The organism is Rheinheimera sp. UJ51, assembly GCF_020819615.1.
In the GTDB taxonomy this organism is placed as follows: Bacteria; Pseudomonadota; Gammaproteobacteria; order Enterobacterales; family Alteromonadaceae; genus Alishewanella; species Alishewanella maricola.
This window is the reverse complement of the sequence record NZ_JAJHOG010000004.1, coordinates 361,577-382,905: the sequence shown is the minus strand read 5'-3', so window position 1 is coordinate 382,905 and position 21,329 is coordinate 361,577. Positions and strand designations below refer to the sequence as shown.

The 21,329-nt window shown below is 45.0% G+C and carries 14 protein-coding genes; 3 read left to right on the top strand and 11 right to left on the bottom strand.

Translation table 11 applies throughout. The features are described 5' to 3' along the window. Nucleotides 1-10 precede the first annotated feature (10 nt). Nucleotides 11-1,276, top strand: coding sequence for a YeaH/YhbH family protein (locus tag LMJ53_RS07705; RefSeq protein ID WP_229585523.1), 1,266 nt, complete (start codon nucleotides 11-13; stop codon nucleotides 1,274-1,276). Nucleotides 1,277-1,287: 11 nt separating this feature from the next. Continuing rightward, a complete protein-coding gene (locus LMJ53_RS07700; RefSeq protein WP_229585522.1) occupies nucleotides 1,288-2,802 on the top strand; it encodes a SpoVR family protein in 1,515 nt (504 codons plus the stop codon). Between the two features lie 13 nt (nucleotides 2,803-2,815). Here the strand turns inward: LMJ53_RS07700 and LMJ53_RS07695 are convergent, their stop codons facing one another. Continuing rightward, a complete protein-coding gene (locus LMJ53_RS07695; RefSeq protein WP_229585521.1) occupies nucleotides 2,816-3,781 on the bottom strand; it encodes a sensor domain-containing diguanylate cyclase in 966 nt (321 codons plus the stop codon). Beyond that, nucleotides 3,778-4,797, bottom strand: a complete 1,020-nt coding sequence (locus tag LMJ53_RS07690; protein ID WP_229585520.1) for a response regulator — start codon at nucleotides 4,795-4,797, stop codon at nucleotides 3,778-3,780. The genes LMJ53_RS07695 and LMJ53_RS07690 overlap by 4 nt, the downstream gene beginning before the upstream one ends. Before the next feature lie 62 nt (nucleotides 4,798-4,859). Between LMJ53_RS07690 and tpx the strand changes: the two genes are divergently transcribed. Then, nucleotides 4,860-5,477 carry a thiol peroxidase gene (tpx, locus tag LMJ53_RS07685; protein WP_229585519.1) on the top strand — a complete coding sequence of 206 codons (618 nt, stop codon included), beginning with the start codon at nucleotides 4,860-4,862 and terminating at the stop codon, nucleotides 5,475-5,477. Between the two features lie 77 nt (nucleotides 5,478-5,554). Here the strand turns inward: tpx and adk are convergent, their stop codons facing one another. From adk to LMJ53_RS07640, 9 genes are all read right to left on the bottom strand, one after another. Next, entirely contained in the window at nucleotides 5,555-6,199 is a 645-nt protein-coding gene (adk, locus tag LMJ53_RS07680) for an adenylate kinase (RefSeq protein WP_229585518.1), read from the bottom strand. A gap of 224 nt (nucleotides 6,200-6,423) precedes the next feature. Next, nucleotides 6,424-8,352: a methyl-accepting chemotaxis protein gene (locus LMJ53_RS07675; protein WP_229585517.1), complete on the bottom strand. Its 1,929-nt coding sequence runs from the start codon at nucleotides 8,350-8,352 to the stop codon at nucleotides 6,424-6,426. 129 nt (nucleotides 8,353-8,481) lie between these two features. Further along, complete coding sequence (htpG, locus tag LMJ53_RS07670; protein ID WP_229585516.1) at nucleotides 8,482-10,413, bottom strand: molecular chaperone HtpG; 1,932 nt, start codon at nucleotides 10,411-10,413, stop codon at nucleotides 8,482-8,484. A 155-nt stretch (nucleotides 10,414-10,568) separates the two neighbouring features. Beyond that, nucleotides 10,569-11,171 (bottom strand): recombination mediator RecR, encoded by a 603-nt coding sequence (gene recR / locus LMJ53_RS07665; RefSeq protein ID WP_229585515.1) that lies wholly within the window; start codon nucleotides 11,169-11,171, stop codon nucleotides 10,569-10,571. 2 nt (nucleotides 11,172-11,173) lie between these two features. Next, the gene (locus LMJ53_RS07660; RefSeq protein WP_226749759.1) at nucleotides 11,174-11,500 is read right to left on the bottom strand and encodes a YbaB/EbfC family nucleoid-associated protein; all 327 of its coding nucleotides are present in this window, start codon (nucleotides 11,498-11,500) and stop codon (nucleotides 11,174-11,176) included. 73 nt (nucleotides 11,501-11,573) lie between these two features. Further along, a complete protein-coding gene (gene dnaX, locus LMJ53_RS07655; RefSeq protein WP_229585514.1) occupies nucleotides 11,574-13,727 on the bottom strand; it encodes a DNA polymerase III subunit gamma/tau in 2,154 nt (717 codons plus the stop codon). A gap of 42 nt (nucleotides 13,728-13,769) precedes the next feature. Continuing rightward, nucleotides 13,770-14,318, bottom strand: a complete 549-nt coding sequence (apt, locus tag LMJ53_RS07650) for an adenine phosphoribosyltransferase (RefSeq protein WP_229585513.1) — start codon at nucleotides 14,316-14,318, stop codon at nucleotides 13,770-13,772. A gap of 347 nt (nucleotides 14,319-14,665) precedes the next feature. Next, nucleotides 14,666-17,647 carry a TonB-dependent receptor plug domain-containing protein gene (locus LMJ53_RS07645; protein WP_229585512.1) on the bottom strand — a complete coding sequence of 994 codons (2,982 nt, stop codon included), beginning with the start codon at nucleotides 17,645-17,647 and terminating at the stop codon, nucleotides 14,666-14,668. A 503-nt stretch (nucleotides 17,648-18,150) separates the two neighbouring features. Next, nucleotides 18,151-21,132 carry a TonB-dependent receptor domain-containing protein gene (locus LMJ53_RS07640; protein WP_229585511.1) on the bottom strand — a complete coding sequence of 994 codons (2,982 nt, stop codon included), beginning with the start codon at nucleotides 21,130-21,132 and terminating at the stop codon, nucleotides 18,151-18,153. Nucleotides 21,133-21,329 lie beyond the last annotated feature (197 nt).

Below are 21,329 nucleotides of genomic sequence, written 5' to 3'. Positions count from 1 at the left end.
CGGAGGTAGTATGGCGCATTTTATTGATCGCCGTCTGAATGGAAAGAACAAAAGCGCGGTGAACCGCCAGCGCTTTATCCGGCGCTATAAAAAACAGATTAAACAAGCAGTATCTGATGCCATTAGCAAACGCAGTGTTACCGATTTAAGCCAAGGTGAAAGTATTAGCATACCGGCTCGCGATATTAATGAGCCGCTATTTCATCATGGTAAAGGCGGTAAGCGTGAGCGAGTGCATCCTGGTAATGATCAGTTTAGCCAAGGCGATCGCATCGAACGTCCACAAGGCGGTGCGGGAGGAAGTGGCCAAGGTGATGCCAGCCAAGATGGTGAGGGTAATGATGACTTTGTGTTCGCGCTTTCAAAAGATGAATATTTAGATTTGCTGTTTGAAGATTTAGCATTACCCGACTTAAAACATAATCAATTAGATAAGTTGATCAGTTATAAAACGGTTCGCGCAGGCTATCGCGCAGAAGGCGTTCCGGCAAATATTGATATTGTTCGCTCATTACGCGGTTCGTTCGCCAGGCGAATTGCGATGACGGCGGATAAGAAAAAACAACTACTCAGTATCGAACAGCAACTTGAAGAGTTAGAAAAAAGTGCAGTGCCGGATGAAGTGTTACGTCGAAGTTTGCTACAACAAATTACTGACTTAAAACAAAAAATTGCTGCAGTCCCTTTTATTGATAGTTTTGATCTGCGCTTTCGTAATTATCAAAAAAGACCCGAGCCCACCAGCAGAGCTGTAATGTTTTGCTTGATGGATGTTTCTGGTTCAATGGATCAAGCCACTAAAGAGATGGCGAAACGTTTTTACATATTACTTTATCTGTTCTTAAGCCGAACCTATAAAAATGTAGATGTTGTCTACATCCGCCATCACACACAAGCCAAAGAAGTGGATGAACAAGAGTTTTTCTATTCACAAGAAACCGGTGGCACCATAGTTTCTTCTGCGTTGAAACTGATGCTTGAGATCATTCAACAACGCTATAGCAGTCAGCAATGGAATATCTATGCAGCGCAAGCCTCGGATGGCGATAATTGGGCTGATGATAGCTTACCCTGCGCCCAACTGCTGTCAGAACAACTGTTACCCTTACTCCGTTACTATGCTTATATCGAAATTACCCCCCGTCCACATCAAAGCTTATGGGAGCAATATCAGCGTTTACTCAGTTCACACCCGAATTTGGCCATTCAGCATATTCGTGAAGTCAGTGATATTTACCCGGTATTTCGTGAGCTATTCAAAAAACAAGCAGCATAACAGGAGGTCATATGAGTATTGTGGTGTTGAAACCTGGCCCTTGTCTGTCCGATGGTCCTGACTGGACCTTTGATTTACTTAAAGACTATCAGCACGAGATCGCCCGCGTTGCTGCAAGTTATCAACTTGACACCTATCCAAATCAGATTGAAGTGATCAGCGCCGAACAAATGATGGATGCCTATTCCAGTATTGGCATGCCCATTGGTTATAATCATTGGTCTTATGGTAAAAAATTCATTCAAACCGAACAGCAGTACAAGCGCGGTCAGATGGGGTTAGCCTATGAGATTGTTATTAATGCCAACCCTTGTATTGCGTATTTAATGGAAGAAAACACCCTGCCCATGCAAGCTTTGGTGATTGCTCATGCTTGTTATGGTCATAATTCATTTTTTAAAAATAATTACTTATTCCGTACCTGGACTGATGCTAGTTCGATTATTGATTATCTGGTATTCGCGAAAAACTATGTGGCGCGTTGTGAAGAAAAATATGGCGTAGGCGAGGTAGAAGATTTTCTCGATTCATGTCATGCGCTAATGAATTATGGTGTTGACCGTTACAAGCGCCCACAGAAAATTTCAATGGAAGAAGAGCAGAAACGACAAGAAGAACGCGAAGCTTTTTTGCAATCCCAAGTTAATGAGTTGTGGCGCACCCTACCTGATAAAGCCATCAGTGCTGAAAAACGCCCTTGCTTCCCAACAGAGCCACAAGAAAATATCTTATATTTCATCGAAAAACATGCCCCTTTGCTACTGCCTTGGCAACGCGAACTAGTCAGGATCGTGCGTAAAATTGCTCAATATTTCTATCCACAAAAACAAACTCAGGTCATGAATGAAGGCTGGGCAACATTTTGGCATTACACGCTGTTGCAGCATTTATATAGCGAGGGACGTGTCAGTGATCGTTTTATGTTTGAGATCCTGCACAGCCATACCAATGTGGTATTACAACCGGAATACCACAGTAAATATTACTCAGGCATAAATCCTTATGCTTTAGGCTTCGCCATGTTTACCGACCTACGCAGTATTTGCGAACACCCCACTGCAGAAGATCATCAATGGTTTCCTGACATTGCGGGCAGTAACTGGCTAGAGACCCTGCATTTCGCCATGCAAAACTTTAAAGATGAAAGCTTTATCAGCCAATACCTCTCCCCAAAAGTCATGCGCGATTTGCGACTATTTGCAATCACTGATGATAGCCAAGACAGCAGCCTTGAAGTTGCCGCGATCCACAATAGCCAGGGCTATCAACAGGTTAGGCAGATGTTATCGGCGCAATATAATCTAAGCCAACTTGAACCGAATATTCAGGTGCAAAGCGTCAACCTGAACACGGATCGCGCTTTAACACTTCGATATATCCCGCACAATAATATCCCCTTAGCGGGTAATATTGATCAAGTCATGAAGCACCTGCATCGACTGTGGGGGTTTGAAGTTAAAATGGAGCAACTACAAGCGGATGGCTATGTAAAGTTGCTTAGCATGTGCCCTAAGACGTCAGACTAAGCCAGCAGAGCAGTTATGTCTCTGTATATAAGGTGACTCGATTGCGCCCCTGCTTTTTTGACTGATACAGCGCTTTGTCTGCAGTTGCAATCCACTGCACATAGGTTTGGATCGCGGAGTTGCGTTCCACCAACCCGAAACTCATCGTCACTTTAATCAGCTGCTGATTATACATAATGTCGAGTTGCTCAATCTTTCGGCGCACTCGTTCGGCTAAATATTGCGCCTGATCGGCGGTGGTATCGAGCAGTAAAATCGCAAATTCTTCACCGCCGTAACGCCCGGCAATATCGGTTGTCCGCAAACTTTTACGAATCACTTCGGACACCCGTTGGATAACCAAGTCGCCAGCGGCATGCCCGTAGGTATCATTCACATTTTTAAAATGATCGATATCACACATAATTAAACTGCTGTGATGTTGCGGATAACGCTGCAAACGATCAAACTCCAGTTTTAAGTGCTCTTCCCAATTACGGCGATTACGTATCTGCGTCAGGTAATCGGTACTGGATAACTCACGAAGTTGCTGATTAGTTTGCTGTAACGCTAATTTGTTTATTGCGGCATCGGTCACATCGTAAATCATAAAACACAGATGGCTCACTTCGCCGCGACTATCCGTGATCGGAAAGATGGTGCTGTTTTGATACATGTAATCAGCATTACCAGTAATGGGCCGATAATTTTTGAAACGAAAAATATAAGGGCGTTGTTCCCAAATGGTAAAGGCGCGATTTTTTAACAGAAACACCGGATCGCACTTGCGTCTTAACCAGTCTTCATCTATTTCGGGAAACAAATCAAACAAATAATGTTCACGCACTTGGCGTGGCGTTAGGCCGCTATGGTTTTCCATAAAACCGTTCCACAGCTGGATCCGATAATCTTCATTAACGATCACCAGCCCGACATCCACAGTTTGTAACATGTCCATCAGCCAATGAATATCTGCTACGCCAGCACTTTGCTCTGTCATAAAACATCATCCATTAAAAAAGCCAGTTTATAATTTAAGGTTTTCAAACTATCCTCAGTAAACAGCAGCAATAAATCACAATTAATATCAAAGTTTTCAATGCCGTAACTTAATTCTACTGTTAGGGTGGTTTTCCAACGCTTTGAATTCGCTTTAATTAAGTCATTAATTGCCGCGTGTTGGCCCAGCACCACCGGGTGGCCTTGGCTAAAGGTAATATCAATTTGCTCGGCAATGCCTTTGAGAACAGCACCAATCAGGATATTCGCAATATCCATCAATAGCTCTAATTCGATAGTGCTATTCATTTCACCGTGATAATTCAGCAAACGCGCAATATCAGCAAAACTCGAGTCAGTGAGAATTAATAACGCTTCACCAGCCACCCCACTGCCGATAAACCCTTGGCAAATAGCCGAGTTTTCACTGTTCGGATCAATCGATGCCAATGCCATCGTCAACTCACTGACTTCAATCACATTGACATTGGGGATCGGTAATTTCACAAACACATTCAGCAAACGCGCCAGTAAATCCCCCGCTTGTCCCATGGCGACGTTGGCGACTTCTTTCATGACATCGCGCAACTCGTCATTCAGTTGTAATGTATCGGCGACTATTGGTGCAACGCGTATTTTGGGTGTTGTCAATAACGCCGCATCGTTAATCGGCAAAAAGGCCGATAACTCAACAGCACTCATGGGTTTTTTTAAAAACGCCTTAGCGCCTAAGGCCATCACCCGTTCGTGCGCCTCAGGTTGCACATCACCAGAGATCACAATAACCTGCACCGGTAATTGCAATGCCTGTAGCTCAGTGAGTACCTGATAGCCATCCATCACCGGCATATTTAAATCGAGCAACAACCAATCAATCGACTGTTTCTTTAAGGTGGCCAGCGCATCAGCGCCGTGTCCGGCAAAATAAATGGTGGGTTGCCAATCCTGTGGTAAGATTCTAGCCAGTTGCTTTCGAGCCAGATTAGAATCATCACAAATCAAAATTGCAGGCGTCATAACTTTCTCGCATTGCCGCAGTTAGTCTTATCATAACGCTGATTAACCATTGGAGCAGCAAAATGTTTTTAAAAACCGTGAATAGTAATAAACTACTAGTTGCACTTTGCCTTACTTTTGGCAGCTTTTCAATTCAAGCCATCGACATCACCGAAAAACTCCCCGCCCGAGTCAGCACCGTAAAAGCCGGTGATCAACAAGTTGTATTATTAGGTAAGCCGTTAATTACGGGTAAAAAAGCGCCTGACTTTAAAGTAGTCGATAATAACTTTAAAAAAGTCAGCCTGGATGATTTCAAAGGTAAAACACTGATGATCAGTGTAGTACCCAGTATTGATACCGGGGTTTGCTCATTGCAAACCAAGCGTTTTAATGAAGAAGTGGCTAAATTACCGGAAAACGTGGTGCTGCTAACCATCAGCGCTGATCTGCCTTTTGCGCAAAAACGTTTTTGCCAACAAGAACAAGTAGAAGCGATGGCGGTGTTATCCGATGCCGTTTGGCGTGATTTTGGCAGTAACTATGGTTTACTGATTAAAGATATGGGCTTGTTAACACGCGCAATTATTTTAATCGACAATAAAGGCAAAGTGGCGTATCAACAATTGGTGCCTGAACTGGCCCAAGAGCCCGATTATGCAGCGGCACTGGCGGCGTTGCAGCAGCTTACGGCGTCTTAATGTTGCGCTAACCAGAGGTAAAATTAAAAAAACCGGCATAGCCGGTTTTTTTATGAGCCACGGAGCAAGATAAGCAATTAATCTAGCAATGTTACCAGTTGCTGACTCACCGCATCAACCGCCTGAGTACCGTCAATATGGTGATATTGCGTTTCACCGCGGGCTGCAGTTTGACGATAATAACCCACTAATAATTCAGTTTGCTCATGGTAAATCGCTAAGCGTTTACGCACGGTTTCTTCTAAGTCATCCACCCGTGTCACTAACTCTTCACCCGTTTCATCATCTTTACCGGTCACTTTCGGTGGATTGTAGACTAAATGATAAACACGACCTGAAGCGGGGTGCACACGGCGACCGCTCATGCGCTCAACGATCACATCGTCTGGCACATCAAATTCAATAACGTGATCCACACTAATGCCAGCATCTTTCATGGCATCAGCTTGTGGAATAGTTCGTGGGAAGCCATCTAATAAGAAGCCATTGGCACAGTCTGCTTTTGCTACACGCTCTTTTACTAAGCCGATAATTAATTCATCTGATACCAGCTGCCCAGCATCCATAATCTTCTTTGCAGCCACGCCGAGTTCTGAGCCCTCTTTAATCGCCGCACGTAACATATCCCCAGTTGAGATCTGTGGAATACCATATTTGCTCATTAAAAACTGTGCCTGAGTTCCTTTTCCGGCGCCAGGGGCCCCTAACAAAATTATGCGCATAGCGATCATCCTCGTCTTTTGGGATCAATTTGTAGTTTTTGTCAGGCTTGATCTTTGCATAATGCGCTCTTTGAAACAAGAAATTTGTCAACTGGTGCTACCTGAAACAGCGGTATGCCTAGCCTTTAGTCGATAGTCTAGCCAAAGCCGCCGTTACAAGGTGTTATTACTGAGTAAGCAGAATAAGTGACAAGGTTTTCAGCGGCTTTCTGGCTATTATCAGACTAAAGTCTGAAACGCTTCACTAATTCTTGTAGCTGCTCGGCGAGCGTGGATAAAGCATCACTGGCCTGTGAAGATTGCTGCACATTCTGGTTAGTTTGCTCTGCCACATCACTAATCGAATGAAAGTTCTGATTAATATCATGCGATACCACGGTTTGCTGTTCCGTTGCGGTCGCTATTTGATGCGTAGTGGCGCTGATCAGCTCAATAGCCTCATTAATCGATATTAAAGCCTGTTCGGCGCGAGTTGCGTTTTCAGCCGTTTTTTGTGCATTGTTTTCACTGTTTACTGTCGCGCTAACGGCTTTCTCTGTGCCTCGTTGCAGTTTTTCAATCATCTGTTTGATTTCAGTTGTAGAGTCTTTGGTACGGCTAGCCAGCGTTCGAACTTCATCCGCCACAACCGCAAAGCCTCGACCACTTTCGCCGGCTCTGGCGGCTTCTATAGCCGCATTTAGCGCCAGCAAATTGGTTTGCTCAGCGATACTTTCGATAACTTGTAAAATACTGCCGATCTGATCGCTATCTTGTTTTAATAAACGAATAATCGCCGCTGCCGAGCTGACTTCTTTTGATAGGTTAGATAAGTCGAGCACGGTGTTACTGACCACTTCTCGACCCTGTTTACTTTGTTGCTCTGCCTGCGTTGCCGCTTCGGCCGCTTGCTGGGTGTTCCGTGACACTTCTTGCAATGTACTGGTCATTTCATTCATGGCAACCGCAGCACTGCTGATTTCAGTACTTTGTCGCTGCATACCGTCGGTGGTGTGTTGATTAATTTGCGCTAACTCAGTGGCTGCTGCCGCAACCTGATCAGAATAATTTCCTACTTCACCGAGCATTTGCCGCAAGCGTTGCTGCATCGTGGCGATAGACGCTAATAAACTGCTGTTATCACCTTGGCTCAGTTGAATTGACGCAGTAAGATCGAACTGTGATACCTGATGCACCATTGCTGCGGCATACTCAGGCTCGCCGCCTAAAATGCGAGTTACCCCTTTTACAATAAAAATACAAATAAAGGTCGCGATGACCATGATGAACAGTGCGCCCATTAGCAAGGTGTATAGCATATTGTTCACTTCGGCTAAGGCTTCTTGTTGCCGGCTTTCTAGCACTAGGCTCCAGCCAAGCATGGGAATGTATTGATAGCTACCAATCACGGCCGTTCCCGCCGCATTTTGGTAGAGCCCGGTGCCACTTTGCTGTTGTCGGGCGGCCGCTGCGGCCTGCGTTTGTAGCGGATCTTTAGTGTTAATTGATGCCGCCGGCGATAAAGCTATACCGGCCGTATCGAGCAAATATATTTCGGTGTGATCGTTAAGCTTAAGCTCATTGACCTTACTAAAAATGGCTTCTAGCTTAACGGCACCGCGCATAACCGCCACAATTTGATTATTTTGCCGGATAGGAATAGCAACCGTACTGACGGTTTGGCCGGTAGCACGGGATACCACAGGCTGTGAGAATACATCCTGGCCGCCAACCGCTTGTTTAAACCAAGCGCGATCAGCCACGTTAAACGCGGCATTTTCAGCCGCCGATAACACCTTGACTTGGCCATCACTAAAACTGACACCCGCCTGACCGATACCGTCTAATCCAACCACAAAGATGGTGTCATATACACCCGAGTTTTGTGCCAGTTGTTGCATCAGTTGCGTGGCTAACGCTAAATCTAACTGTTGTATACTCGGCAAAGTAGCCAACAAGCGCATCTCATCTTGGCGCACTAATAACCAATCGGTAAAAACGTCTGCGTTCGTGCTAGCGGCACTGCTTAGTGCCATGATCTCATCAGTGGTTTTTGAAGATTTATATTTCACAAAGACCATACTGCTTAACGAGACAATCGCAATAAAAAACACACTAACAATAATGACCGTTAAACGTACACCTAAGCCGAAACTGCGCCAAAATGCTGTCATATTACACCTATAAGCTTTCTATTTTTTATGGCTGTAAGTATAGCTGTAAAAACCGAAACTTTCTCAATAACAATAAGCTAAAAAAAATGACCGCCTAAGCGGTCATTTTAAACGAGCATATCACAGTGGTTACTTTGCCAACGCTAACAGTAACCCGTTTAAACGGGTTACGAAGCCCGCTGGGTTTTTCAAACTACCCCGTTCGGCCAGTAAGGCTTGATCTAACAACACCTCGGCCCATTGCTTAAACTGTTGTTCATCTTGCTCTTCCGCAATATGCTTCACCAGTTGATGCTCTGGGTTTAACTCGAAAATGGGCTTCACTTCCGGTACTTTTTGGCCAGCAGATTCCATCAATTTAATCATCTGCGTGCTCATGTCATACTCATCCGTTACCACACAGGCTGGGCTATCCGTTAAACGATGACTGACTTTCACGTCTTTAACTTGATCGCCTAAAGCTGCTTTAAAACGCTCCGCTACCGTGGCGAAGGCTTCTTCAGTTTGTTGTTGTGCCTGCTTGGTTTCTTCATCATCTAACTTAGATAAATCTAAACCGCCTTTAGCGACTGAACGCAGCTTCTTACCATCAAATTCAGGTAAGTGTTGCACCAACCACTCGTCAATACGATCAGAGAGTAATAAAACTTCGATACCTTTTTTTCGGAACACTTCCAGATGAGGGCTATATTTCGCAGCTTCAAAGCTATCGGCAACCAAGAAATAAATGTCATCTTGGCCTTCTTTCATTCGAGCCACATAATCGGCTAACGCCACGTTTTGCTCACTGCCCTCATTTTGAGTAGAGGCAAAACGTAACAAGGCGGCGATTTGCTCTTTGTTGTTATGATCTTCAGCCGGGCCTTCTTTAAGCACTTGGCCGAACTCACTCCAAAAACTTTGATATTGCTCGGGATCTTTAGCCAGCTTTTCTAACATCTTCAAAGCACGGCTGCTACAGCCTTTGCGCAAGCTTTGGCTGACTTTATTATCTTGCAGAATTTCACGAGATACGTTTAACGGCAGATCGCTCGAATCTAACACACCTTTAATAAAGCGCAGGTAGCTCGGCATAAATTGTTCAGCATCGTCCATAATGAACACGCGCTGCACATAGAGTTTTAAACCATGCTTAGCTTCACGGTTCCACATATCAAAAGGAGCTTTTTTCGGCACATATAACAAGCTGGTGTAATTCGAGTTACCTTCAACTTTATTATGGCTCCAGCTTAATGGCTCACTCCAATCGTGTGAAATATGCTTGTAGAACTCTTGATATTCTTCATCTGAAATATCAGATTTATCACGTGTCCATAACGCAGTGGCTTTGTTAACCGCTTTCCAGTGGCCAGGCGTAGCCGCGATGGTTTCACCGTCTTCTTCACGCGCTTCAGTACCCTCTTCCCACATTTCTACCGGAATAGAAATATGATCAGAGTACTTAGTTACCGTGCTTTCAATTTTCCAACGGCTTAAAAATTCGTCTTCACCTTCGCGTAAGTGTAAGGTAATTTCAGTACCACGTTCATTTTTAACAATGGGCGCTAAGCTGTATTCACCTTCGCCTGATGACTCCCACTCTACGGCACTGTCTGCAGCCATGCCGGCCTTACGGGTACGCACGGTTACTTTGTCCGCAACGATAAAAGCAGAATAGAAACCTACACCAAATTGACCAATTAACTTCGAGTCTTTGCTTTGATCACCCGACAGTTTAGAGAAAAACTCTTTAGTACCTGATTTCGCAATGGTACCCAGGTGTGAAATCACTTCAGCTTCATCCATACCAATGCCGTTATCGCTGATGGTTAGGGTACGTGCTTTCTCGTCAAAACTGATTTGTACGCGCAGCTCGCCGTCATTTTCATACAGGCTGCTGTCTGAAAGGGCTAAAAACCGCAGTTTATCTGCCGCATCCGAGGCATTTGATACCAATTCGCGTAAGAAGATCTCTTTGTTTGAATACAGCGAGTGGATCATCAGTTGCAGCAGTTGCTTAACTTCCGCCTGAAAGCCATGGGTTTGTTTCTGGCCAGACTGGGTGGCAGTGGTATCAGTCATTTGGTGAGTCCTCAACAAAAATAATGTAAGTGTGACAACAAGTACGAAGTACCTGCCTTTTCATCAAGGGATATGGGGGTTAACAGTAGGAATTCAAGCGCCGATTTTTAGTCTACTTAGCCACACTAACGGTTAAGTAGACTCTTTACGCTGGATTAAAAGCTTTTACGGCCACTAAAGGCGTGCGCCAAAGTGGTACCGTCGATATATTCTAACTCACCGCCAAAAGGCAGTCCTTGCGCTAAACGCGTGACCTTACAACCGTATTTCTGGCACAGCTCAGCAATATAAAAAGCTGTCGCCTCACCTTCAACCGTGGGATTGGTTGCCAAGATTAACTCAGTGAGTTTACCTTCAGCTAATTGTGCTGCTAACGCATCTAGGCCTAACTCTGCTGGGCCAACGCCATCTAAGGGTGACAGGTAGCCCATTAATACAAAATAACGCCCTTGAAACTGCCCAGTGTGTTCTATTGCCAGTTGATCTGCAGCAGACCCCACCACACACAGCACATCGGCTTGTTGTCGTTTCACATCACTACAGATGGCGCACAGGCTATGCTCAGAAAAGGTACGGCATTGCTGACATTGCCCTATCCCTTCCATCGCGGCCACTAAAGCTGTGCCCAGCCGAGCGCCACCGCTACGATTACGCTCGAGTAACTGAAAAGCCATGCGCTGTGCCGATTTTGGCCCAACACCAGGTAAAACGCGCAAGGCTTCAATCAGTTGCTGTAACAGGGGCGTTAACTTCGCCATAGTTAGAACGGCATCTTCATACCTGGCGGTAATTGCATGCCACCAGTTACTTTCGCCATCTGCTCTTTATTGTTTTCTTCAACCCGGCGCACGGCATCATTTAATGCTGCAGCCACCAAATCTTCTAGCATTTCTTTATCATCACTCATCAGGCTGTCATCGATAGTCACTCGACGCACATTGTGATTACCCGTCATGGTCACTTTAACCAAACCCGCGCCTGATTCACCCGTGACTTCCATTGTGGCGATTTCAGCTTGTACTTTCGCCATTTTTTCTTGCATGGCTTGCGCCTGCTTCATGATATTGCCCATGCCACCTTTAAACATACTCTATCTCTCTATTTTGTGGATGTGGAAATTGCTGGCGACAAGATAAATACTCGCTCAACAAATTACAAGGTTAATTCACCTGCAAGGTGTCAAGTTGCAGCTCTGCACTAAATATCTGTTGAATGGCTTGCAGCTTGGGATCTTGTTGCAACAAGCGGCTGACATAGTCTTTGCGTTCATGTTCTATACGCTGCTGAATGGCTAATGGACTGGCATTAATCTCTGCCAAGTATTGAATGTCTAACTGAAAATTGGCAGGAAATACCGGGCTAATTGCCGCATACAGCTTTTCACGAAAATCGCCCTTGTCTAAATGTTGCTGCGTTTGGGCTACCTGCAATTGCACTTGTAGGCCATTTTGCTGCATAGCACTGTGTAATAAATATAAACGTAATAACCCCCCTATCGATAGCTGTTCGATCAAGCGCGACCAGGCATCGACCTGAGCAGCATAACGAATAGAAAAACGCTGCTCGTCAAGCTCATCGGTATCATTACTGGGTAAAACATCAAATTGCTGTTGCTGCCACCAAGCTTCCGTTAACGCTTGTTGCTCAGCGAAACTAACGGTGTCATCTGCAGTGGCGCTATCTTCATCGTCATGTTGGTGTGAACGGGGATATAACTCTGCAGCAGGCTCAGGTAATACCGCAGTTGCTTCTGGGGGTTTTGTTATAGCAGCCATCGCGGATGGCGGCGTATTTAAACGTCGAGGTAATTCAGGCTGAGGCGGCGCCATCGGGCGCTCAGGCTTTTTTCCTGCGACTGTCTCCACCTCTGGCGGAGCTGCCGTCACTTGCACCCCACGCCGAGCCATAATACGCGCGGTTCCCTCATCTATCGCCGATGCTACTGGGGTGGCGCTATGCCTATCAGGCGAGGTAATCGGGTTGTTGCTCAAAGCCGTGTTAGGTATTGCAGCATTGGCGCTTAACGTTTCTGTCGGCGCCGAGGCTATTGCCGCCGCCTCAGTGGGTTGGTGTGGTTCAGCTGCCGCAGAGGTTACCTGACTTGGCGCGCTAACGGGCGCCATAGCGTGTGGAGCAATTGGCGCAGCCATAACGGCTGGGCGTGCCTGAGGTGTCGAGGCGGCTGGTGTTGATAGCGCTTGCGTTGGCGCCGGACTTTGCGGCTCGGTGCGGCTCGCGGGTACAAAGGCCATGGCGCGTAATAACGCCATTTCTAACCCGACCACCGGCTCTGGAGCAAAAGGGAGCTCCTTTTTGCCACTAATTAACAATTGATAATACAACTGTACCGCCTCAGGCGCTAAATGCGCAGCCCAGTAACGGATCATTTCGGCTTGTTCAGATAAGTCTGCCGCAGCAGGCTGCAGTTGTGTTAGCGCGGTCAGATGCAACAGCGACAACATATCATCTAACACCTGCTGATAATCAGACTGTTGACTTAACAGTTCTTGTAACGCCTGCTGCAGCTGCGCCATATCGGCGGCTAACAGCGCACTCAGTAAACTTACAGCAAAACGGGTATCTAATAAGCCCAACATCTGACGCACGGTTTCGACGGTAAGATTGCTATTACTTAGCGCAATGGCTTGGTCGGTTAAACTTAACGAATCGCGTAAACTGCCTTTGGCCGCCTTGGCTAAGGCGGTGAGCGCAGCCGCTTCAAACGGGATCTGCTCGGCAGCGAGCACTTCTGCTAAATGCTGCTCGATTTGCACCGGCGTCAGGGCTTTTAAACTAAACTGTAAACAACGCGAGAGGACCGTGATGGGTAACTTTTGCGGATCAGTCGTTGCGAGCAAAAATTTGACGTGCGGCGGAGGTTCTTCCAGGGTTTTCAATAAAGCATTAAAACTATGCCGCGACAGCATATGCACTTCATCAATCAGGTACACTTTAAAACGACCACGACTGGGTGCATATTGCACGTTATCCAGTAGATCGCGGGTGTCTTCAACCTTAGTTCGAGAAGCCGCATCGATTTCGAGCAAATCAACAAAGTTGCCGGCATCAATTTCTTGGCAAGCACTACACTGGCCACAAGGCGTTGCGGTAATGCCCGTTTCACAATTTAAACTTTTGGCAAAAATACGGGCGATGGTCGTTTTACCGACACCACGGGTGCCGGTAAATAAATAAGCATGATGTAAGCGACTGCTGGTTAGGGCATTCGCCAACGCGGTTTTTACATGCTGTTGCCCCACCAACTCACTAAAATGACGTGGCCGCCATTTTCTTGCTAAAACCTGATAACTCATGCCCGCTTTCCTGCACCTAACATCACAGTGCCTAGCCTAAACTTATTCGCCTTGATACTCAACCAAACTGCAAAGTTTCAAGCCTAAGGCTTCAAGTCTTGCCACACCACCTAATTCAGGTAAGGCGATAACAAAGGCCGCATCTTCAACCTGACCGCCTAAACGACGCACTAATTGCACGGTAGCATCGATAGTACCGCCAGTGGCTAGCAAATCATCAACCAATAACACTTTATCACCTGCAGCGATGGCGTCAGCATGTAATTCCAGTGCATCTTGGCCGTATTCTAAGGTGTAAGCCTGCGAGATGCGTTCGCGAGGTAATTTACCTGGTTTACGCACAGGCACAAACGAAATACCCAACGCATAGGCCAAAGGCGCCCCAAAAATAAAACCGCGAGACTCCGTACCAATAATCTTAGTAATACCTTGCTGCTGATAATGCGCCGCAAAAGCATCAATCACTTTTTTAAAACTGGGGCCATCTTGCATTAAGCTGGTGACATCCCGAAAAGTAATGCCAGGTTTCGGGTAGTTTTCTACCGTTTTGATCACGCGCTTTAATTCAGTTGCTAATGCTTGATAATCCATTGCTTTACCCTTGTATTAAACCGATAAAAAAGCCGCCCGAGTGGCGGCTATCTGGCAAATGCAAAACTGCATTAACCCAATAACTGTACCCAGCGTAAAATTGGCACTAAACACAGCAAACTTACAAAAACAATTACAAATATCAGTATCTGTTTTGCATTCAAAGAGTCTTTAAAGTTTTCGTCAGCCATTTATTTCTACCGCGCAAAAGTTGATTCAAATCAAAACTGGCGCTTATGGTAATGAATTTATGCCTATTTGAAAAGCATTAGGCTTGAATAATCACAAAAGAAAAGCCCCGCAAAACGGGGCTTTATTCAAACTATTACTAATTAGCTAGCGCAAAATTAGAAATCGTAAGACATGTTCAAGAATGCACGACGGCCAATGAACTCATACTGAGAGTACAGTATAGAGTTACCCGCAGTACGCACACCTGCTGGAGAACCTTGTGGTGGCTCTTTGTCGAACAAGTTAGCAATACCGAAGGTCACATCTACACCATAGATATCTCTTTGTACTGAAGCAGAGTGTAGGATGTAAGTGGGTGTTTCAGCGATGAACGTTGAAGCCTGACCACGGTAAGTCGTCTGGTTACCATTCGCGAAGTATTTGTAATCGTCTGTGCCTGAAACATAACGCATGTTCCAAGTGTAACGCCAGCCGTCACGATTTAACGTGGTGCTTAACGTACCTACGTGCTTCGGATCACCTATGTCACCAACATATTGCGAAGGTATACTGTCAGGGAACTGCTTGAATGAGCGCTCAAACTGAACAGTATGGTCTAAGCGGATACGTAACGAACCGAAATCAAAGTCATCTTGGTAAGTGAATAAGAAGTCGGTACCACGGACTTTTTGTTCCGCTACGTTAACATAACCACCGCGAACGGTATCGATACCGTAATCACCTGCAGTGCCGTTACGACGAGTAAACTGATTACAGAATGGGTCATTCGGGAAGTTTTCTGAACGGTAACATAAGCCTAATACTGTACCGCCACCAATGTTAGATACTTGGCTGCTGATAACTACATCGTAGTAATCTGCTGAGAAACCAAATTTATCTTCCGGGCTCTTCCATACTAAACCGATACCTTGAGAAATCGAGGTTTCTGCTTCAAGTACGCCAGCACCACCACCGGTGATAGAAGTCATAGAGCTACCTGGAGTAACATAAGTTGCTGGCACACCATCCGCTTCACAGTTAGCTGCGACGCGCTGATCTAAGGTACCTTCAGCTAAACGGCCAGCCCAGTTTAAACATGGATCGTTGCCTGTTTGGTTCAAGAAGCCAGTTTGGCCTTCTAAGAACAATTCAAACAAGGCTGGTGCACGGAAAGATGAACCACGAGAAGCACGAACCTGGAAACCATTACCAATTAACCAGTTAGCTGAAACTTTGAACGTAGAATCTGAACCATATGTTGATACGTCAGTCCAACGGCCAGAAGCGGTGATATCCAAACTTTCGGCTAAGAACATATCACGTAAAACTGGCACAAACACTTCACTGTACACTGCGCGAGTATTAGCTGAACCTGCGGTAATACCAGCACCAGTAGAACCCCACAAGTTGCCGGCTAAAGTGGCTTCGCCTGGCACGTCATTAATCGCATCTTGCTGGAATGAAGCACCGACTGCAGAACTGATCATACCGGCTGGCAATTCAAACAAATCACCGGTGATATAACCGTCAACTGTTGATTGACGATAAGTTGTTACACCGTAATCGACATCAAATAAGAAGTCTTTAACGGCTTGTGACTGATTACCATTGATGTGATCAGCGCCTAACCAATCTACCGGAGTACAAGCTTTACCAGAAACTGGCGATACTGCACCGACACATGGGCCACCGTATACGGCATTCTGCGCCATAACCATTGCATCATTTAAGATGATTTTGTTATCGTAAGAACCTTTGTTGTAACTGTTCTGGAATGACACATCCCAAGACCAATCACCTAAAGAACCTTCTAAGCCTAACACGTAACGATTGTAATCAATCGTTGTTTCGCCACCTGAGTGGTTAGTCATGGCAACAGGCATATAACCTACAGCGTCGCCACCCCAACCTGCTACTGTACCACCACGAATATAACGGCTACCTGCTAATTGTGCTGTCCAGAATTGACGGAAGCTGTTAATTTCAGTCTTACGTTGGCTGAAAATAAATTCAGAGTAAGCTGAGATATTGTCAGTTAAATCGTAATCACCCATCATAAACACAGAAGCGACTTCGCTTTCTGGGATCATAGTCTGAGCATTTTGAAACGGGTGATCGGCATCAGCCCAACCGTCGGAATCTTTGTCGTAAGAAACAGGGTACCAACCGTTTGGCACAGAAATGTTGTTAGGACCAGGTGAAGTAATTAAACTGTTAAAAGTTGGGCGGTTAGCCGCCGCGAAAAAGCCGTCGTAGTCATACTGTGCTTTTACACCAGTACGGAAGTTTGAGGCACCTGGTGCGTAGTTGAAAATCCATACACCGTATTGCGAAGCACTACAGTGGTAATCACCAGTACGTGGATCGATAGGATCAGTACGCTCACCTGGGTTAGCTTGGCTGTAGAATAAACGCTGGTTACAATCAAAGAAATCACGATCGCCACGCGCTAACTCTGTTTGTAAGTTATAGTCAGCTACGACACGGAATGAACCACGGTCAAATGTTTTGCCGTAAGTTGCATTTAAACGATAATTTTCACCGCCAGATTCAAATGGTTGGTCAAGGTTAACAGTAACGTTTGAACCATCGCCTTTTTTAGTAATGATGTTAATTACACCGGCTACTGCATCAGAACCGTATAAAGAAGAAGCACCGTCTTTTAATACTTCAATACGCTCTACCGCAGATAAAGGAATTGAGTTCAAATCGAAAGCAGCAACTTGACCGCGAGTACCCGCAGGGCCAGCACGACGGCCGTTTAATAATACTAATGTGCGGTTAGCACCTAAACCACGCATAGAGATTGATTCGTTACCCGCACCACCGGCAGTGACGAAACCAACAGATAATGCAGAAATTAATTGGCTTGAGCCAGCAGCAACAGTAGAAGTACGCAGTAATTCACCTAAAGTACTTAAACCTTGGTCTTTTGCTAATTCAGTGCTGATAATAGTAATAGGAGAAGCGCTATCTAAACCATCAGTGCGGATGCGCGAGCCGACAACCTGAATGCGTTCAGTTTTTTCATCTTTTTTTGCTGTTTCGTCTTCTTCAGTTTCTTGCGCTGATACAGAACCGGCAAATGCCAATGTTGTTGCAGCACCGAAAACCATTGCTAGCCGAACTGCTTTGCTTAGCTTGTTATTGGTGAACATATTTAACTCCCTGGATGACTCTTCAGAGTATCTCGTTGTTTTTTGTAGTCAGTCACATCTTTATGTGTGTCTGCTGAGAATCGCCCGAATACAATCTCGGTACAACACAGCCCGATAATATGCAGCAAAAAAATTCAGGTCAAGATTAAAAGCATGTTATTAGTCGCAAAAATTGAACTTTTTGACACTATTTCTTTTTATGTGTTAATAAAACAATACAGCTTAAAAAAGTTAAATAAATTAAAACAACATAAGCTCATTTACTTTACATTAAGCGTACTTAACAGTGTTTTTTGCTACCTGTTTTATTAGAAAGATTTAGCGAAGGTTTCTAAGTAAAAAATAAAATCAGCGCTTAGTTAACTCATCGTCAACCTTGCAGATAGCTTAACAAGTACCCACTGCCGTCATTCGCTTAATAAACATGATGTTTTTTCATTGTTGCAAAAAAAAACCTCTGACAATTGTCAGAGGTTTTTATTAACCGAGTAACTTACGCAATATTAATATTTCAGAGAAATACCAAAACGGTAAGTACGGCCTAACATGTCATAGTAACCTGGGAAAGTGTTACCGTTGTTAGTTGCAGTGCTACCTGCTTCGCCACCAACGACTGGTGCGTCACGGTCAAACAAGTTATCCACACCGAAACGGATAGTCAGGTTTTCAGAAGCAACATAGCTTGTGGCTAAGTCGAAGTAGCTGAATGAACCAATTTGACGGAAGGCTTCAAAAGTACCTGCTTGTTGCGCAGTTTCACGCTCGATTGAACCTAAGTAACGCCATAATAGTGATACAGATAGGTCATTCATGTTCCAAGTAGTACGTTGAGTACCTTTGATTTCATGCTGTGGTGCGCAGTTAGTACCATAGAAACCGTTACAATCAATCACTGCTGATACTGGCGAGCTTAAGCTCTTCACTTCAAGATACTTGTTGATATTACCCGCGAAATCCAACATACCCATGTCGCCTAAATCAAAGCCGAAGTTGAAAGCCGCTTCAACACCACGCGTTTTGATGTAAGACAGGTTAGTGGTATAGGCTTCAACACCCGCACCAGGAATGTTCAATGAACCACCGATACGCGTGATTTGCGCACACTGTGCGGCAATACCAAGCTCATAACAACCGTCTAAGATTTCTTGAGCAGAGTTTTCACCAATGTATCCATCAATATTAATGTCGTAGTAATCAACAGAGAACATTGCACGTTTAACAGAGTCAAATTCTGGACTCCACACAAAACCTACAGTTGTAGTATTGGCGGTTTCTTCGTTTGGTAAACTGTTCGGGTTAGAACCTGACAGAATGTTGATCTGACCAGAAACGATATCATTTACCTGACCAACTTGTGCAGCAGTTTGGCCTGTTGAAATACACAGCGCACGTAATGTAGCACTGATGTTCGGGTTAGATAATGAACAAGGGTCTAAATCAGCGTTATCTAAGTTAGTGGTTAATGGTGCATACAACTCGCCAACGTTAGGCGCGCGCGTTGCTTTTTGCTTCATTACACGCACTAACAACTCGTCAGTTGGACGGTAAGCTAAACCTAGTTTCCAGCTGCCTGTTGCGCCAACAGTATCATAGTGAGAGTGACGGTAACCGAACTCTAACTCAAGCAGATCAACCAGCTCTTTGCCTTCAACTAAAGCAAGTTTACCTTCGCCGTATAGTTCATTTACTTTGAACGAACCACCAACCGGTAATGAGTTACCACCTGCGCCACCTAAACAGCTAGATGGAGCCAACTTTAAACACTCATCTGGGTTAAAGAATGCCGACTCTTCGCGGTATTCATAACCAAAGCTCATAGCTAATGGTGTATCAGCAAATGGAGAAACCACAGCATCAATTGGACCATCAATTACTGCTGAAGCAACACGTTGTTGATAAGCAGTTGTAGAGAATGCCGTTGCTGATGCATAAGCAGCCATTTCAGGGGTGATAGTACCGAAACCGCCAAACAGGTTAATTGGCACGCAAGTTGAGCCACCAACATTACATGTAGTGGTGCTGCTTGCATTTAAGGCATTCGCGATGTTAGCAACGTTGGTATAACCCGCGTTAGTGTTTACACGGTTAGTTTCGCCGTGTTGTAACGATACATCATATGCCCAAGAGTCATTGATAAAGCCTTTTACACCACCCACTAACTGGAACTGATCGGTATTGAACTCAGTTGAACGGGGGCCAAGCTCTACAGTACGACGGAAGATAGAAAGTAACAATGAGTCAGGGGTATCAACTACACCGTTGTTGTTGCCATCAATCCAGGTGGTTAAACCAGGACCGTTTAACTGACTGATGCTGTTATTAGCCGCAGTAACTAAAGCGTTACGCGCTTGATCAGAGAAGAATGGGTTAGCAACCGGAACCATAAAGGTATTACCAAAGATACCTGAAGGTGCTACTTGCTGTGCTACGTTCGTGTCAGTGAAGTTGAATGAACCGTAAACGGTTGTATCATCATTAACGTCCCAATGCGCAATAGCAGTACCGCTGAAACGCTTAGACGGTGTTTGATAATAGTTGTATGGGTTGAAGTTAAAGGCAGAACATGTTGGGCCAATAACTAAAGAACCATCATCACGGAACTGACCGCTGGTGCCAGTGGCGCCAACGATACCAACACGAGTTGGGATAGTTGTACCACTACCGCCACCTGGCGCTACTACGTTTGGCGCATTTTGGCCACATAATGCGGCTGTTGGTGGAATAGGCGCGATACCTTGTTGGAAGTTAGATAAGTTACCGCCAGTTGCAGTAGAAATACCATAATTACCTAAAGCACGTTGACCTAACAATAATGGGTCACGGTCATAGTAACTGAAAGAAACAACGGCATTACCTTTATCATCGTCAAAGTTGCCACCAATGGTTAAGGCAAGGTTGTCAGTGAAGGCATCAGCTTCAGCCGTTCTTGAATGGCCTGCGTCTAATTGCACACCTTCAAAATTCTTCTTCATGATGAAGTTGATGGCACCAGAGATTGCATCAGAACCGTAAACGGCTGAAGCACCACCAGTAACCACTTCTACACGGTCGATTAATGCAGTAGGGATAGTAGAGGTATCTACGCTACCTGCAGTGTTGAATGGTACAACGCGCTTGCCATCAACCAAAATAAGGTTACGGTTTGAACCTAAGCCACGTAAACTGATGGTGGCTGCGCCGCCTGTACCGTTGTTCACGTTACTGTTATCACCTGGGACTGCGCCAGGTAAGACACGTAATACGCGTTCAATTTCAGGTTGTTGTTGTTTTTCAATTTCTACAGCATCAATAGTGTTAATTGGGCTGGTAGACATTGCGTTTGCACTTCTGATACGGCTACCCGTTACAGAAATACGTTCAACTTTTTCTTCTGCTGCTGGTGTTTCTTGTTGAGCGAATGCAGTACCAGAATACATAGCAACTGATGATGCACTCAAGAACAAAGCAAGACGCACTGAGCCCGAAATTTTATTAGTGGTAAACATGGTGTTCTCCCTGGATCACATTGGGTGTGATTCTGTGTATAAGCTTTATCCTGACCTTCGAAAAAGTTCAAGAAATCGTTGGAATTATTATTCCACGTCTTGATAATAAACATAACAATCGGGCTGGTCAATCATGTCAACCAAACAAAGTTGTTCAACATTTGTATTTTTTAACCGCCAAAAGCATTAAATACCTT